This is a genomic window from Microcella indica (assembly GCF_013414345.1).
GTDB classification, from domain to species: Bacteria; Actinomycetota; Actinomycetes; order Actinomycetales; family Microbacteriaceae; genus Microcella; species Microcella indica.
Window position 1 is genome coordinate 2,507,167 of sequence record NZ_CP058670.1, and the last position, 14,387, is coordinate 2,521,553.

The 14,387-nt window shown below is 69.8% G+C and carries 10 protein-coding genes; 3 read left to right on the forward strand and 7 right to left on the reverse strand.

Annotated features, from left to right (window positions below; translation table 11 throughout):
- Positions 1-24 precede the first annotated feature (24 nt).
- The 3 genes from HUJ41_RS12215 to dnaK are packed head-to-tail and all read right to left on the reverse strand — an operon-like array spanning position 25 to position 3,586.
- Positions 25-1,008, reverse strand: coding sequence for a DnaJ C-terminal domain-containing protein (locus HUJ41_RS12215; RefSeq protein WP_179872774.1), 984 nt, complete (start codon positions 1,006-1,008; stop codon positions 25-27).
- 9 nt (positions 1,009-1,017) lie between these two features.
- Positions 1,018-1,701 carry a nucleotide exchange factor GrpE gene (locus tag HUJ41_RS12220; protein WP_179872775.1) on the reverse strand — a complete coding sequence of 228 codons (684 nt, stop codon included), beginning with the start codon at positions 1,699-1,701 and terminating at the stop codon, positions 1,018-1,020.
- Between the two features lie 4 nt (positions 1,702-1,705).
- Positions 1,706-3,586, reverse strand: coding sequence for a molecular chaperone DnaK (dnaK, locus tag HUJ41_RS12225; RefSeq protein ID WP_179872776.1), 1,881 nt, complete (start codon positions 3,584-3,586; stop codon positions 1,706-1,708).
- 218 nt (positions 3,587-3,804) lie between these two features.
- On the opposite strand from dnaK, the gene HUJ41_RS12230 reads away from it, so the two are divergent.
- Positions 3,805-5,262: an MFS transporter gene (locus tag HUJ41_RS12230; RefSeq protein WP_179872777.1), complete on the forward strand. Its 1,458-nt coding sequence runs from the start codon at positions 3,805-3,807 to the stop codon at positions 5,260-5,262.
- A gap of 4 nt (positions 5,263-5,266) precedes the next feature.
- Here the strand turns inward: HUJ41_RS12230 and HUJ41_RS12235 are convergent, their stop codons facing one another.
- Entirely contained in the window at positions 5,267-6,550 is a 1,284-nt protein-coding gene (locus tag HUJ41_RS12235; protein WP_179872778.1) for an ATP-binding protein, read from the reverse strand.
- 60 nt (positions 6,551-6,610) lie between these two features.
- On the opposite strand from HUJ41_RS12235, the gene HUJ41_RS12240 reads away from it, so the two are divergent.
- Positions 6,611-7,420 (forward strand): isocitrate lyase/PEP mutase family protein, encoded by an 810-nt coding sequence (locus HUJ41_RS12240; RefSeq protein ID WP_179872779.1) that lies wholly within the window; start codon positions 6,611-6,613, stop codon positions 7,418-7,420.
- Between the two features lie 10 nt (positions 7,421-7,430).
- Positions 7,431-7,919: a DUF2510 domain-containing protein gene (locus HUJ41_RS12245; RefSeq protein ID WP_179872780.1), complete on the forward strand. Its 489-nt coding sequence runs from the start codon at positions 7,431-7,433 to the stop codon at positions 7,917-7,919.
- An 18-nt stretch (positions 7,920-7,937) separates the two neighbouring features.
- Here HUJ41_RS12245 and treZ read toward each other — a convergent pair whose 3' ends face one another.
- The 3 genes from treZ to glgX are packed head-to-tail and all read right to left on the reverse strand — an operon-like array spanning position 7,938 to position 14,334.
- Positions 7,938-9,767, reverse strand: a complete 1,830-nt coding sequence (treZ, locus tag HUJ41_RS12250) for a malto-oligosyltrehalose trehalohydrolase (protein WP_179872781.1) — start codon at positions 9,765-9,767, stop codon at positions 7,938-7,940.
- Positions 9,764-12,145, reverse strand: coding sequence for a malto-oligosyltrehalose synthase (gene treY / locus HUJ41_RS12255; RefSeq protein WP_246299252.1), 2,382 nt, complete (start codon positions 12,143-12,145; stop codon positions 9,764-9,766). The genes treZ and treY overlap by 4 nt, the downstream gene beginning before the upstream one ends.
- Complete coding sequence (gene glgX / locus HUJ41_RS12260) at positions 12,142-14,334, reverse strand: glycogen debranching protein GlgX (RefSeq protein ID WP_179872782.1); 2,193 nt, start codon at positions 14,332-14,334, stop codon at positions 12,142-12,144. Before glgX ends, treY begins: the two co-directional genes overlap by 4 nt.
- Positions 14,335-14,387 lie beyond the last annotated feature (53 nt).

Consider the following 14,387-nt stretch of genomic DNA (forward strand, 5'->3'; position numbering starts at 1 on the left):
CGCCTCAGCTCATTGTGTCGCGCGCTACCCGCGTGCGCGAGCGATGAGGTCGTCGCGCGGGTTCTCAGCCGGCAGGGACTCCGCGAACTCGCGCAGCTTCTTCGTGCTCTCGGCGCTCACGTGCGCGGGCACCGCGACCTGCACGGTCGCGAGCAGGTCGCCCGTGCCCTTCGGCGTCGTCACGCCGCGGCCCTTGACGCGCAGCACGCGGCCGCTCGGTGTTCCCGGAGCGACCTTGAGCTTGACCGGGTCGCCCCCGAGGGTCGGCACCTCGATCGTCGCGCCGAGGGTCGCCTCGACGAAGGTCACGGGCACGTCGACGCGCAGGTTGAGACCGTCCCGCTCGAAGACGGGATGCTTGCGCACCGAGACCGTGAGCACGAGGTCACCGGCGGGACCGCCGTCGATGCTGCGCTCGCCCTTGCCCTTGAGGCGGATCTTCTGACCGTCCGAGACCCCCGCGGGAATCTTGACCGTGAGCGGCTTGCCGCCCTGGCGCTCGAGGGTGACCGTGTCCCCCTGGATCGCGGTGAGGAACTCCAGGGACACCGAGGCGGTCTGGTCGCGACCCTTGGTCGGGCCGCCGTAGCCGCGGAAACCGCCCGTCGTCTGGCCGAACCGGCCGTCGCCGAACATGCCGCCGAAGATGTCCTCGAAACCGCCGGCGCCGCCTTGCTGGGCGCGGCGACCACCGGCGCCGCCGCCGAACATGCCGCCGAAGACGTCCTCGAATCCGCCCTGCCCGCCGCCGCCGGCGGTGAAACGGGCTCCCGAGCCCATCGCGCGCAACTGGTCGTACTCGGCGCGCTGGGCCGGGTCGGCGAGGACGGCGTGCGCCTCGCTGATCTCCTTGAAGCGTGCCTCCGCAGTCGCGTCGTCGGGGTTCGAGTCAGGGTGGTACTTGCGAGCGAGGGCACGGTAGGCCTTCTTGAGGTCTGCCGCCGAGACGTCCTTCGGCACGCCGAGAACGGCGTAGAAGTCCTTCTCGAACCAGTCGTTGCTGGCCATGTCGCCCTCCTAGTTCTCGGGAACCGAGACGGCCACCTTCGCCGGGCGCACGAGCTTCTCCCCGAGGGCGTAGCCGACCTCGATCACATCGGCGACGGTGTTCGACGTCGCCTCCGCGCTCGGCAGCTGCACGAGGGCCTCGTGCAGGGCCGGGTCGAAAGGCTCGCCGATCTCGCCCACGCGTCGCAGGCCGTACCGCTCGAAGCTGCTGCGCATCTTCTGCGCCACGAGTTCGAGCGGGCTGCCCTCGAGGTCGCCGTGCGAGGCCGCACGATCCAGGTCGTCGATCGCCGGCAGAAGGGAGCGGATCACCTCGGCGACGACCGCTTCGCGGTTCGCCGCGCGATCGCGCTCGACGCGCGTGCGGAAGTTCGCGAGCTCGGCCTCCGCGCGCGCAGCGCGGTCCCGGTACTCCTCGATCTCCTTCGCCCCAGCCTCCGAGAGGATGTGGTCGATGTCGGCATCGAGCGAGTTGCCCGACTCCGAGACCTCCACGTCGGCATCCTCGACGGCGAAGAGCTCGTCGAGCTCCTCGGCATCCGTCGTCGCGCCGTCCTCGGCGAGAGGGGCGTCGTCGTCGCGAGCAGCCTGATCACTGTGCTCGTCACCGTGTTCGTCGGCCGCGGCCGGGGTGGGGGTGCCCTCCTCGGGCACCTCCGCCCCGTCCTCGTTCTTGCGCTTCTTGGCCGCCATCGGCTTACTTCTTGTCCTTGTCGGCGTCCGAGTCAGACTTCTCGTCCTCGTCGTCGACGATCTCGGCGTCGACGACGTCCTCATCGTCGTCCTCGGCCGGCGCCTCGGGCTGCTCGCCCGCGGCGGCTTCCGCCTGCGAGGCCGCGTAGATGGCCTCGCCGAGCTTCGTCTGCGACTGGTTGAGGGTGTCGAACGCCGACTTCACGGCGTCGTCGTCGTCACCGGCGAGCGCCGTCTTGAGAGCATCCACATCGGCCTGCACCTCGCTCTTGACGTCGTCGGGGAGGTTCTCCTCGTTCTCCTTGATGAGCTTCTCGATCGAGTAGGCGAGCTGCTCGGAGTTGTTGCGCAACTCGGCCTTCTCGCGACGCTCCTTGTCCTCGGCGGCGTGCTCCTCGGCCTCGCGGATCATGCGCTCGATGTCGTCCTTCTCGAGCGAGGATCCGCCCGTGATGGTCATCGACTGCTCCTTGCCAGTGCCCTTGTCCTTCGCGCTCACGTGCACGATGCCGTTGGCATCGATGTCGAAGGTCACCTCGACCTGAGGGATGCCCCGAGGCGCGGGCGCGATGCCGGTGAGCTCGAACGTGCCGAGGTTCTTGTTGTCCCGCGTGAACTCGCGCTCGCCCTGGAAGACCTGGATCGCCACGGAGGGCTGGTTGTCGTCCGCCGTCGTGAAGGTCTCACTGCGCTTGGTCGGGATGGCCGTGTTGCGCTCGATGAGCTTGGTCATGATGCCGCCCTTGGTCTCGATGCCGAGGCTGAGGGGCGTGACGTCGATGAGCAGGACGTCCTTGCGCTCGCCCTTGAGGACGCCCGCCTGGAGGGCCGCGCCCACGGCGACGACCTCGTCGGGGTTGACGCCCTTGTTGGGCTCCTTGCCGCCTGTCATCTTCTTGACGAGCTCGTTGACCGCGGGCATGCGGGTCGAGCCGCCGACGAGCACCACATGGGCGATGTCGTCGACCTTGACCCCGGCCTCCTTGATGACATCTTCGAAGGGCTTCTTGGTGCGGTCGAGCAGGTCGCTCGTGAGCTCTTCGAACTTGGCGCGGCTCAGCGACTCGTCGAGGTTGGCTGGGCCGTTCTCGGTGAGCGAGAGGTACGGCAGCTGGATGTTGGTGCTCGTGGAGCTCGAGAGCTCCTTCTTCGCCTGCTCGGCGGCCTCCTTGAGGCGCTGCTTGGCGATCTTGTCCTTCGTGACGTCGACGCCCGTCGAGTCCTTGAAGCGCTTGACGAGGTAGTCGACCACGCGCTCATCCCAGTCGTCGCCGCCGAGCCGGTTGTCACCGGAGGTCGCCTTGACCTGGATGGTGCTGAAGTCGTCGTCCTTGCCCACCTCGAGCAGGCTCACGTCGAAGGTTCCGCCACCGAGGTCGAAGACCAGGATGAGCTCGTCCTCCTTGCCCTTGTCGAGCCCGTAGGCGAGGGCCGCCGCGGTCGGCTCGTTGATGATGCGCAGCACGTTCAGCCCCGCGATCTCGCCGGCCTCCTTCGTGGCCTGGCGCTCAGCGTCGTTGAAGTAGGCGGGCACGGTGATGACGGCGTCGGTGACGCTCTCGCCCAGGTACTGTTCGGCGTCGCGCTTGAGCTTGGCGAGAATGCGCGCGCTGATCTCCTGCGGCGTGTACTTCTTGTCGTCGATCGCCTGGGTCCAGTCGGTGCCCATGTGGCGCTTGACGCTCGCGATGGTGCGGTCGACGTTGGTGACGGCCTGGCGCTTGGCGGTCTCGCCGACGAGCACCTCGCCGTCCTTGGTGAAGGCCACGACGGAGGGCGTGGTGCGGAAGCCCTCTGCGTTGGCGATGACGGTGGGTTCTCCACCTTCGAGGACGGAGACGACGGAGTTCGTGGTTCCGAGGTCGATGCCGACGGCACGTGCCATGGTGGTGCTCCTTCTGGTGTTGGGGTGACGCTCTGAAGTCGGGGGCGCGAAAGGTTGAGTCGCGCGATATCAAGTTTGAGAGACCGGATGCTCGGTGTCAAGTCGAGGGGTGAAAACTTGAGCTGCCCTGGCTCAACTCTCAGGGTTCTGGCGCTTGGTCTTGCGAATGTGCGCGCGATCGCTACCGGCTGTTCACCGGCTCGCAGTAGCGTGAGCGCATGACTGAGAAGCCCGGCGACAACGACGTCGACACGCCCTCCTCTTCCATCGAGCCGCCGACGGTCGCCCGCACGGGTGCCGTCGCCGCCGCGGGTGGCCCGTTCAGCGAGAAGCCCGTTCCCCGCCGGCAGGTGTGGTCATGGGCACTGTGGGATTGGGCGACGCAGCCCTTCAACACGGTCATCCTCACCTTCGTCTTCGCCGCCCTCTACTTGACATCCGATGCCTTCATCGATCCGGCGGTGGTCGCGCTCGGTACGGAAGACCCGGAGTACCGGCGCGCGATCGACGGGCTCTCCGCGAACTACGGCGTCGCGACTCTCATCGCGGGCCTTCTCATCGCCCTCGTCGCCCCCGTGCTCGGCCAGCGCGCCGACGCCGCGGGCAATCGCAAGCTCTGGCTCGGCATCGGCACGGGTCTCCTCATCGTCTGTACCGCTGGCCTGTTCTTCGTCGAGGCCATGCCGGAGTTCTTCTGGCTCGGCGCGATGCTCATCGCCGCCGGCTCGGTCTTCGGCGAGATCGCGGGCGTCAACTACAACGCCATGCTCAAGCAGGTCTCGACCCGCGCGACGATCGGCCGCGTGAGCGGACTCGGCTGGGGCTTCGGCTACCTCGGCGGGATCGTGGCGATGATCATCGTCGTCGTCGCGCAGACCTTCGACTTCTTCGGCCTGCCGCTCGACAACGGCATGCCCTTCCGCATCATCGCCCTCGGCTGCGCGGTGTGGACGCTCATCTTCGCCATCCCGATCTTCCTCAACGTTCCCGAGTCGGAGCCCGCCGCCGACCGCCCGCGCGTCAACTTCTTCCGCTCCTACGTGGTGCTGTGGCACGACATCGTCGATCTGTTCCGCACGGCCCGTCAGACCTTCTGGTTCCTGCTCGCCGCCGCCGTCTACCGCGACGGGCTTGCGGGTGTCTTCACGTTCGGCGCGATCCTCGCCTCCGTCGCCTTCGGCTTCAGCGCCAACGAGGTCATCATCTTCGGCATCGCCGCGAACCTCATCGCGGGAGTCTCCACGATCTTCGCCGGTCGCCTCGACGACAAGTTCGGCGCACGCCGCGTCATCCTCTTCGCTCTCGCCGGGCTCAGTGTCTCGGGCGTTCTGGTCTTCCTGCTCGAGCCCGCGGGCGTCGTCGTGTTCTGGATCTTCGGCCTTGCCCTCACCGCCTTTGTCGGTCCCGTGCAGGCCGCGAGTCGTTCGCTCCTTGCGCGCGTCACCCCCGCCGGACGCGAGGGTGAGATCTTCGGCCTCTATGCCACGACGGGTCGCGCCGTCAGCTTCCTCGCCCCTGCCGCATGGGCCGGGTTCATTTCGACGGCGTCGGCTCTCGGTTCCCCCAACGCAACCCTGTGGGGCGTGCTCGGCATCGTCGTGATCCTCGCCATCGGCTTCGTGCTCATGCTCTTCGTGAAGCCCGGCGAGCACGCTTCCCTCGCCTCCCGCAGCTAGAGGGCTACGTGCGCGCGAGCGCCTCGATGTCCTCCTCGAACTGCGTGGAGACGACCGACGAGACCGTCGCGCGGGTCTTCGCGATCGCCTCGAGGTAGTCCTCGGTGGAGGGTCCGAGCTTGTGCTCCCCGCCCTCGCCAAACACCGACTGCTCGAGCGCGGCCTGGGCGGCCGACCGCGCCGCGAACTCGATGTCGGCCGGCGAGTAGCCGTCGGTGCTCGCGACGATCTGCGCGACGTCGAGGCTGCCCTGCACCGATTCGGGGATGTACCGCGACCAGATCGCCTCCCGAGCCGCGGCGTCCGGCAGCCCGATCGGGATCACGTAGTCGAATCGACCGTGGCGGAGGAACGCCGCGTCGAGTGCGCGGATGAAGTTCGTCGCGCATATCAGCAGCCGCCCCGGGGAGTCGCGGAAGGCCGGGATGATCTTGAGCAGCTCGTTGGTGACGCCCTGCATGGCCGACGGCGGCTCCCCGCCGCGCTGCGCCGCGATCTCCTCGACCTCGTCGATGAAGACGATGACGTGGTCGAGCTCCGCGATGTTGAGGAACGTCTCCCGCAGCCCCCCGGCGAGACCCTGGGGGCTGTGCGCGAGACGCGAGGGGAAGACCTCGACGAAGGGCCACTGCAGGCGCGACGCCACCGCCTTCGCGAAGGTCGTCTTGCCGGTGCCGGGAGGGCCGAAGAGCACGATCGACCGTGGCGGCTCCACACCGAACTGCTCCGCGAGAGCCGGGTCGGCGAGCGGGAGGACGAGTCGTCGCTCGAGCAGCTCCTTCTCCGCGTGCATGCCCGCGATCGATCCCCACAGATCGCGAGGCAGGATGCGCCCACCGAGGTCGCGCAGCACCGACAGCTCACGCTGCTTGACGGGAATCTCGCGCTCGAAGTAGCTCAAGTGAGCTCGATCCTCGAACCCGGCCTTCGTGAGCGCCCCGAACTGCTGCTGCTGATCCGGCACGAGGATCGACAGCCGCGTGAGACCCTGCGGCGCCATGCGCTGCTCGAGGGCTGCCAGCAGAGAGCCGGCGATGCCCGATCCGCGCGCCGAGGACGTCACGGCGAGGAAGACGATCCACCCCTGATCGTGGGCGGCCCGCGCGACGGCGACGCCGAGCACCTCCTCGCCGCGCACGGCGATGACGGCATGATCCTTCTCGCACGAGGCGAGCACCTCGGCGAGCGCGTACACGGGCTCGACGCCCTCCTCGCGCACTTCGTCCCAGAGGCGCAGGATCGCATCCATGTCGGCGGGCTGGTAGTCGCGAAGGCGCACGGCGGTCATGTCTCATGGTCGCAGGAGCTTCCCGGGAATTCGACCCCGATCACCTGGCAGAGTGAACCCATGACCCCTGGCTCCCCCACGACCGCGCAGAAGGCCGAAGCGCTCAGCGCCCTCCACGTGCCCGGCGACCCGCTCATCGTGACGAACGTGTGGGACTCCATGACGGCCCGCATCGTCGCCCGCACACCGGGGGTGCGCGCGCTCGCGACCGCGAGCCACTCGGTCGCCTTCGCGCTCGGGGTTCCCGACGGCGAGGGCATGACCGTCGAGCAGGCCCTCGACGCTGCGCGGCGCATCACCGGCTCGACCGAGCTGCCCGTGAGCGTCGACTTCGAGCGCGGGTACGCGAGCGATGCCGCGGGCGTGCGGGACAACGTCGCGCGGCTCATCGACGCGGGTGCCGCCGGTCTCAACATCGAGGACTCGCTCGACGGCGCGACGAGCGACCGCCGCCCCCTCGAGGAAGCCGCCGCACGCGTCGCCGCGGCGCGAGCGGCCGCCGACACCGCGGGCGTGCCCCTCGCGATCAACGCGCGCACCGACACCCTCGCAGGCTCTCCCGACAACTGGGACGAAGCGATCGACCGCGCTAACGCCTACGTAGACGCGGGGGCGACGAGCATCTTCATGCTCGGCCTCAGCACCGAGCAGAAGGTCGCCGACGCCGTCGCCGCGGTGCGCGCGCCGATCGCCGTCTTCGCCCACCCGGGCTACCTGTCGCTGCAGCGGCTCGCCGAGCTCGGCGTCGGCCGCGTCTCGTTCGGTCCGCAATCCCTCGGCCTCACGCTGCACCACCTCGCGGCGGCCGCGGCGCAGCTCACCGCGCGCGGCGAGTACCCGTCCGAGCTCGCCTACCGCTACGAGTTGTGAGGGCTCTCCGGTGAGTGACGACGATCTCGACGCCGTCGGGCCCGGCTGGCAGCCCGACCCCGAGCGCGCAGGCTACGAGCGCTGGTTCGACGGCACCGCCTTCACCGGGCGCGCCCACCGCGAGCCCGACCTCTTCTCGGCGTTCAGTCCCGCCGTCGCGCGCTCGCTGCGGCCGGGCCCCAATCGGGATGCCCGGCTCGCGCGCCTCGGCATCGCCCTCACGATTCTCGGCTTCGTCACGCAGCTGCTCGCCTCCTCCGGCCTCGTGAGCGTGCGGGGCGTCGACGACACGGCCCTCGTGCTGCTCGCGCTCGCGTTCGCGGCCGCCGTCGCCGCGCTCACCGCCGTGCTCGCGCTGCGCGCGCTGCACCGCGCGCCCCGCCTCGGCGGCAAGGGCATCGCGACGCTCGCGCTCGGCGTGAGCATCATCCTGGGGCTCGCCCCCGTGCTGCTGCTCGTCGCGATCGGCTTGGCGGGGGGCGCGGGGCTGCCTTCCTAGCGCGACGAACCGCCCGGCTCAGCGGACACGCACGACCGCGGCCGACCAGGCCGGCAACGAGAGTTCGGCGCCGTCGGAGCGGTCGAGGTGCTCGAAGCGAGCATCCGGCGTCGTCGCGAGAAGAATGTGCGCTGACCGCTCGCCGCGTCCATCGGCCGCCTCCATCGGGAAGGTCGCCGGCTCGCCGAAGGCGACGCACACGCTCACGAGTCCCGCAGCGGGATCGTCGAGACCGGCCCCGCGGTCCATGCGGAAACGGCTCGGCGCGGTGTCGGGCGCCGGGCCGCTCGACTCGGCGCCCGTGTGGGCGAAGCGCGGGTCGGTCAGCTCGGGCGTCGCGCGGCGCAGCGCGAGGAGGGCGCGGTGCAGGTGGAGCAGCCGAGCGTGGCGGTCGTCATCGAGCTCCTCCCAGTGCAGTCGCGCACTCGCGAACGTCGCCGGGTCCTGCGGGTCGGGCACGACCGACTCGTCCCAGCCCATCTTCACGAACTCGGCGAGGCGCCCCTCGGCGGTCGCCCGGCCCAGCTCGGGCTCGAGGTGCGAGGTGAAGAACGGCCACGGCGTCGACGCGCCCCATTCCTCACCCATGAAGAGCATGGGCGTGTAGGGGGTGGTGAGGTTCAGCACCGCCGTGACCGCGAGCTGGTCCTCGGTGAGCGACTGCGAGAGCCGGTCACCCGCGGCACGATTGCCGATCTGGTCGTGGTTCTGCGCGTAGGAGATCAGTCGCCAGGTGGGCACCTCGGCCGGTACGGGATGCCCGTGCTCCCGCTCGCGGAAGCTCGAGTAGCTCCCATCGTGGAAGAAGCCGTGCGCGCTCGTCTTCGCCAGGGCGCCCTCGCTCGCGAAGTCGGCGTAGTAGCCGTTCGCCTCGCCCGTGACCGCCGTGTGGATCGCGTGGTGGTGGTCGTCACTCCACTGCGCATGCAGGCCGTAGCCGCCGGCCTCGCGAGGAAGGATCAGCCTGGGGTCGTTGAGGTCGCTCTCGGCGATGAGGGTAAGCGGGCGGCCGAGGTGCGCGGAGCGCGCATCCGTCTCCTCCGCCATCGCCTGCAGGATGTGGTTCTCCGGATCGTCGACGAGCGCGTGCACGGCGTCGAGCCGCAGGCCGTCGACATGGAAGTCGTCGAACCACATCGCGAGGTTGTCGAGCACGTAGCGGCGCACCTCGGGGTGACCGACGTTGACCGAGTCGCCCCACGTGTTCGCACTCGCCTCGAGCAGGTACGGGCCGAAGCGCGGCAGGTAGTTGCCGCTCGGGCCGAGGTGGTTGTAGACGACGTCCTGCACGACGGCGAGTCCGCGGGCGTGGCACGCGTCGACGAAGCGCCGGTAGCCCTCGGGCCCGCCGTACAGCTCGTGCACCGCGTACCAGGCGACGCCGTCGTAGCCCCAGTTGTGCGTGCCGTTGAACCCGTTGACCGGCAGCAGCTCGATCGTGTCGATGCCGAGGTCGACGAGGTGGTCGAGTCGCGCGATCGCCCCGTCGAAGGTTCCTTCGGGGGAATACGTGCCGATGTGCAGCTCGTAGAGCACGCTGCCGGCGAGCTGTCGGCCCGTCCACCCGGCGTCCGTCCAGTCGAACGCGGTCGGGTCGTCGAAGGCGCTGAGCCCGTGCACGCCATCGGGCAGGCGGCGGGAGCGCGGGTCGGGCAAGGGGTGCTCATCGCTGGAGTTCTCATCAGGGTCCAGCAGGAATCCGTAGCGGTCGCCCAGCTCGAGAGCACCGGGCGCGACCCACCACTCGCCGTCGGGGTGCATCTCGACCCGCGCGGTCTCGGAGCCCCGTACGCGGTGCAGGGCGACCTGCGCGGCGAGGGGGGCCCAGACCCGGGCATCCGTCGTCATGACGTGCCGTCCTCGGCGAGCGCCTCCTCGACGAGGAGCGCCACGGGGTAGCGCTCGAGCACGCGCGCGAGCAGCAGCTCGCCACCGTCATATGCCGCACCGGTGATGAGATCGCGGTACGGGCGGTGGGGCAGAACGATCGCAGTCTCGCCCCAGCCGCCGAGCGAGGCGAGGCTCACGGGCAGCCGCGTACCGATCGTCACCGCTCCCCCGCGGTCGAACGCGATCGCGTGGCGCTCCGCGGAACCCACGACGGGCAGGGGTGCGTAGCGCGTGAAGAGCTCCGGGCGGTCACGACGGGCGCGCAGCGCCGTTGCCGTCACGAGCAGTTTCGCCGCCCCCGACTCGTCGATGGGCGGTAGCTCGCCCGCGTCGATGCTCTCGAGCAGCTCGCGCCGCACCGCGTAGTCGACGGGGCGACGATTGTCGGGGTCCACGAGGCTCGTCTCCCACAGCTCGCTGCCCTGGTACACGTCCGGTACGCCCGGCGCCGTGAGCTGCACGAGCTTCGCGGTGAGCGAGTTCGACCAGCCGGCCGGCGCGATAGTCGAGACGAAGGCCTCGATGAGGGTCGAGACGTCGCGGTCGTCGAAGGCCGTGTCGACGGCGGCGTGCAGGCGCGCCTCGAACTGCTCATCCGGGTCGGCCCAGCCCGTCGACGTGCCCGCCTCGCGGGAGGCCTTCTCGGCGTAGGCGTGCGCTCGCTCGCGGCTCAGCGGCCAGGCGCCGATGAGCGACTCCCACAGGATGTTCTCGAAGACCCCGTCGCCCACGGAGACGCGCTCGCGCAGCTCGCCGAGCAGCGACTCCCAGCGTTGCGGGTCCTCCGCGATGACGTGGATGCGCGCGCGGGTGTCCTCCCCGCGCTTCGTGTCGTGCGTCGAGAGCGTCGTGAGCGAGGCCGGGAAGGCCGCCTGGCGCACGGCCTGCCGGCGGTGGAACTCGTCGAGCGTGATCGAGAACTCGCCGGGGTCGGCTCCTACCTCGGTGAGCGAGGCGAGGCGCGAGTACCGGTAGAAAGCGGTGTCCTCCACGCCCTTGGCCATGACCATGCCGCTCGTCTGCTGGAAGCGGATCGCCGCCGGCTGACCGGGGTCGGAGAGGACGAGCTCGAGGGCGCGCAGCGCCGGCTCAAGCTCGGGTCGAGCATCCCGTGCCGCCTCGAAAGCCTCCTGCAGGTGCTCGTGACCGGCCGGCAGGTACGAGCGGTAGACGGGGAAGGCCGCGAGCAGCTCGGCGAGCGCATCGGCGGCGTTCTCGATCGACTCCGGCAGCTCGCGCTCAAGGCGCAGCACCTCACTGCGCAGGATCGTGTCCGCGATGCGGCGCTTCGTGCGCCGGATGAGCGCGTGCCAATCGAGGCGCCGCGGGGCAGCCGCGGTGTCCTCGGCGCGCAGCCCGGCGTCGAGGTCGCTCAGCGGGAGGCGCCCCGCGGGGTCGACGAGCACGCGGTCGATCGTCGCGAGCGCGTCGTACCCGGTCGTGCCGACGGTCTGCCAGAACGCGGGAAGCGGCTCCTCACCCTCGAGGATCTTCTCTACCCACACGGGCGCACCCTGGGCGACTTCGGCGAGGCGGTCGAGGTAGCGCCCCGGGTCGGCGAGGCCGTCCGGGTGATCGACGCGGATGCCCTGCACGAGCCCCTCGCGCACCCAGCGCACGATCTCGGCGTGGGACTCGTCGAACACCCAGGGCTCCTCGACGCGGATCGCGGCGAGAGTGTTGACGGCGAAGAAGCGGCGATAGTTGAGCTCAGCGTCGGCGCGCTGCCAGTGCATGAGCTCGTAGTGCTGGTGCGCGAGCACCTCGGCGATCGTCTCCGTCGCCGTGAGATCGGTGCCGGGGCGGGGCAGGCTGCCCTCGGCGAGCGGGTACTCCGTCTCGTAGACGCGCACGGCGGGCCCGCCGACGGCGTGCGGCAGGAGCGTGACCTGCCCGGCCTCGATCGCGGTCGGCAGGTCGTCGCCGAGCACGGGGAGGCGCACGCGGCCGCCACCGAACTCCCAATCCACGTCGAAGGCCTCGGCGTACCGGGAGTCGCGCCCATCGCGCAGCAGCTGCCACCACCACGAGTTCTGACGAGGGTCGGCGACACCGACGTGGTTCGGCACGATGTCGACGAGCAGCCCTAAGTCGTGGTCGCGCGCCGATCCGATCGCGTGCGTGAGACCGACGAGGCCGCCGCGCTCCTCGTCGACGTGGCCGTGGTCGACGACGTCGTAGCCGTGCGTGGACCCGCGCGTCGCCTGCAGGAGCGGCGAGAGGTAGAGCCAGTCGGCGCCGAGACGGCTCACGTAGTCGGCGAGCCCCGCGACGTCGTCGAGCGGGAACTCGGCCGACACCTGCAGGCGGTACGTGGAGCGGGGCAGCTCGCTCACGGCGTCACCACGGGGGAGGCGACGGGGTCGAGCTGCGCGGGCAGCGAGAGCGAGGCGGCGACGGAGTCGTCGAGGGTCGGCTCGGTGACGACCCACTCGCGCAGCACGACCATGCTGATCGCCTCGAGAGTCATCGTGCCGCCCGCGTCGAGCACGGGCTCACCCTCGATGCCGCTCGTGTCGACGAGGCGCTCCCAGCGCTGGCCGTACTCGCTCGAGGGCAGCGTGACCGAGACCGGCTCGGTGTGGGCCGAGAAGTAGACGAGGAACGAGCGGTCGACGATGGGCTCGCCCCGAGCATCCCGCCCCTGGATGCCGTGGCCGTTGAGGTAGACACCGATCGAGCGACCGAAGCCCGACTCCCAGTCCTCCGGCTCCATGGCCGAGCCGTCCGGCTGGAACCACGCGACGTCGGGCACGGGGTCGCCTTCGTCGCGCCGCACCGGCCGGCCGTCGAAGAAGCGGGTGCGACGGAACGTGGGATGCTCGCGCCGCAGCCGCACGAGGGAGCCGACGAATTCGAGCAGGGCGCCGTCGGCGTGCTCCCAGTCGATCCACGAGAGCTCGCTGTCGTGCGCGTACACGTTGTTGTTGCCCTGCTGCGTGCGGCCGAGCTCGTCGCCGTGGGCGATCATCGGCACGCCCTGGCTGAGCAGGAGGGTCGCGAGGAAGTTGCGCACCTGGCGCGCACGGAGCGCCTGGATGACCGGATTGTCGGTCGGTCCCTCCTCGCCGAGGTTGTAGGAGCGGTTGTGGCTCTCTCCGTCCTGGTTGTTCTCGCCGTTCGCCTCGTTGTGCTTCTCGTTGTAGGAGACGAGGTCGCGCAGCGTGAAGCCGTCGTGCGCGGTCACGAAGTTGATGCTCGCGACGGGGCGACGGCCGGAGGACTCGTAGAGATCGGCCGAGCCCGTGAGACGGCTCGCGAACTCGCCGAGCGTCTCGCCCTCGCCGCGCCAGAAGTCGCGCACGGTGTCGCGGTACTTGCCGTTCCACTCCGTCCACTGCGGGGGGAAGTTGCCGACCTGGTAGCCGCCCGGGCCGATATCCCAGGGCTCGGCGATGAGCTTCACCTGCGACACGACCGGGTCTTGGTGCACGAGGTCGAAGAAGGTCGAGAGGCGGTCGACGTCGTAGAACTCGCGCGCGAGCGCGGCGGCGAGGTCGAAGCGGAACCCGTCGACGTGCATCTCGGTGACCCAGTAGCGCAACGAGTCCATGATGAGCTGCAGCGAGTGCGGGTGGCGCACGTTGAGACTGTTGCCGGTGCCCGTGTAGTCGCGGTAGTACTGCGGCTCCTCCTCCATGAGGCGGTAGTACGCCGCGTTGTCGATGCCCTTGAACGAGAGCAGGGGGCCCATGTGGTTGCCCTCGGCCGTGTGGTTGTAGACGACGTCGAGGATGACCTCGATGCCCGCGGCGTGCAGCTCGCGCACCATGCTCTTGAACTCCTGCACCTGCTGGCCGCGGTCGCCACTCGAGGAGTAGGCGTTGTGCGGCGCGAGGAAGCCGATGGTGTTGTAGCCCCAGTAGTTGCGCAGGCCCTGGTCGACCAGGTGCTTGTCGTGCACGAACTGGTGTGTGGGCATGAGCTCGAGCGCGGTGACCCCGAGCTTGCGCAGGTGCTCGATGATCGCGGGGTGCGCGATGGCCGCGTAGGTCCCGCGGATCTCCTCGGGAATGTCGGGGTGCGTCATCGTGAGGCCCTTCACGTGGGCCTCGTAGATGACGCTCGAGCTGTAGGCGGTGCGCGGCGCGCGGTCGCCCTGCCAGTCGAAGTAGGGGTTGATGACGACGCCGAGCATGGCGTGCGGCGCCGAGTCGAGGTCGTTCTTCGTGGAGGGCTTGCCGAACCGGTAGGGAAAGAGCGATTCATCCCAGTCGATCTCGCCGCTCACGGCCTTCGCGTAGGGGTCGAGCAGCAGCTTCTTCGGGTTGGCCCGCTGCCCGGTCGAGGGGTCGTGCGTGCCGTGGACGCGGTAGCCGTACAGCTGACCCGGCTGCACCTGCGGCAGGTAGGCGTGCCAGACGTGGGCATCGACCTCGATGAGGTCGATCTGCGTCTCGACCCGGTCGTCGTCGAAGAGGCACAGCACGACACGGTCGGCCGCCTCGCTGAACAGGGCGAAGTTCGTGCCGTTGCCGTCGAACGTCGCGCCGAGCGGATACGCGGAGCCTGGCCAGGTCTGCATGCGGACACCCCACTTCTGTAGTTCTCCAGAGTAGGCGCTCGCCCGCGGGCCAG

Bases quoted from the DNA above. Each gene is read 5' to 3' on its own strand.
- dnaK (WP_179872776.1), bottom strand. From the start codon at position 3,586: ATGGCACGTGCCGTCGGCATCGACCTCGGAACCACGAACTCCGTCGTC.
- glgX (WP_179872782.1), bottom strand. From the start codon at position 14,334: ATGCAGACCTGGCCAGGCTCCGCGTATCCGCTCGGCGCGACGTTCGAC.
- HUJ41_RS12230 (WP_179872777.1), top strand. From the start codon at position 3,805: ATGACTGAGAAGCCCGGCGACAACGACGTCGACACGCCCTCCTCTTCC.
- HUJ41_RS12235 (WP_179872778.1), bottom strand. From the start codon at position 6,550: ATGACCGCCGTGCGCCTTCGCGACTACCAGCCCGCCGACATGGATGCG.
- treZ (WP_179872781.1), bottom strand. From the start codon at position 9,767: ATGACGACGGATGCCCGGGTCTGGGCCCCCCTCGCCGCGCAGGTCGCC.
- HUJ41_RS12240 (WP_179872779.1), top strand. From the start codon at position 6,611: ATGACCCCTGGCTCCCCCACGACCGCGCAGAAGGCCGAAGCGCTCAGC.
- HUJ41_RS12215 (WP_179872774.1), bottom strand. From the start codon at position 1,008: ATGGCCAGCAACGACTGGTTCGAGAAGGACTTCTACGCCGTTCTCGGC.
- HUJ41_RS12220 (WP_179872775.1), bottom strand. From the start codon at position 1,701: ATGGCGGCCAAGAAGCGCAAGAACGAGGACGGGGCGGAGGTGCCCGAG.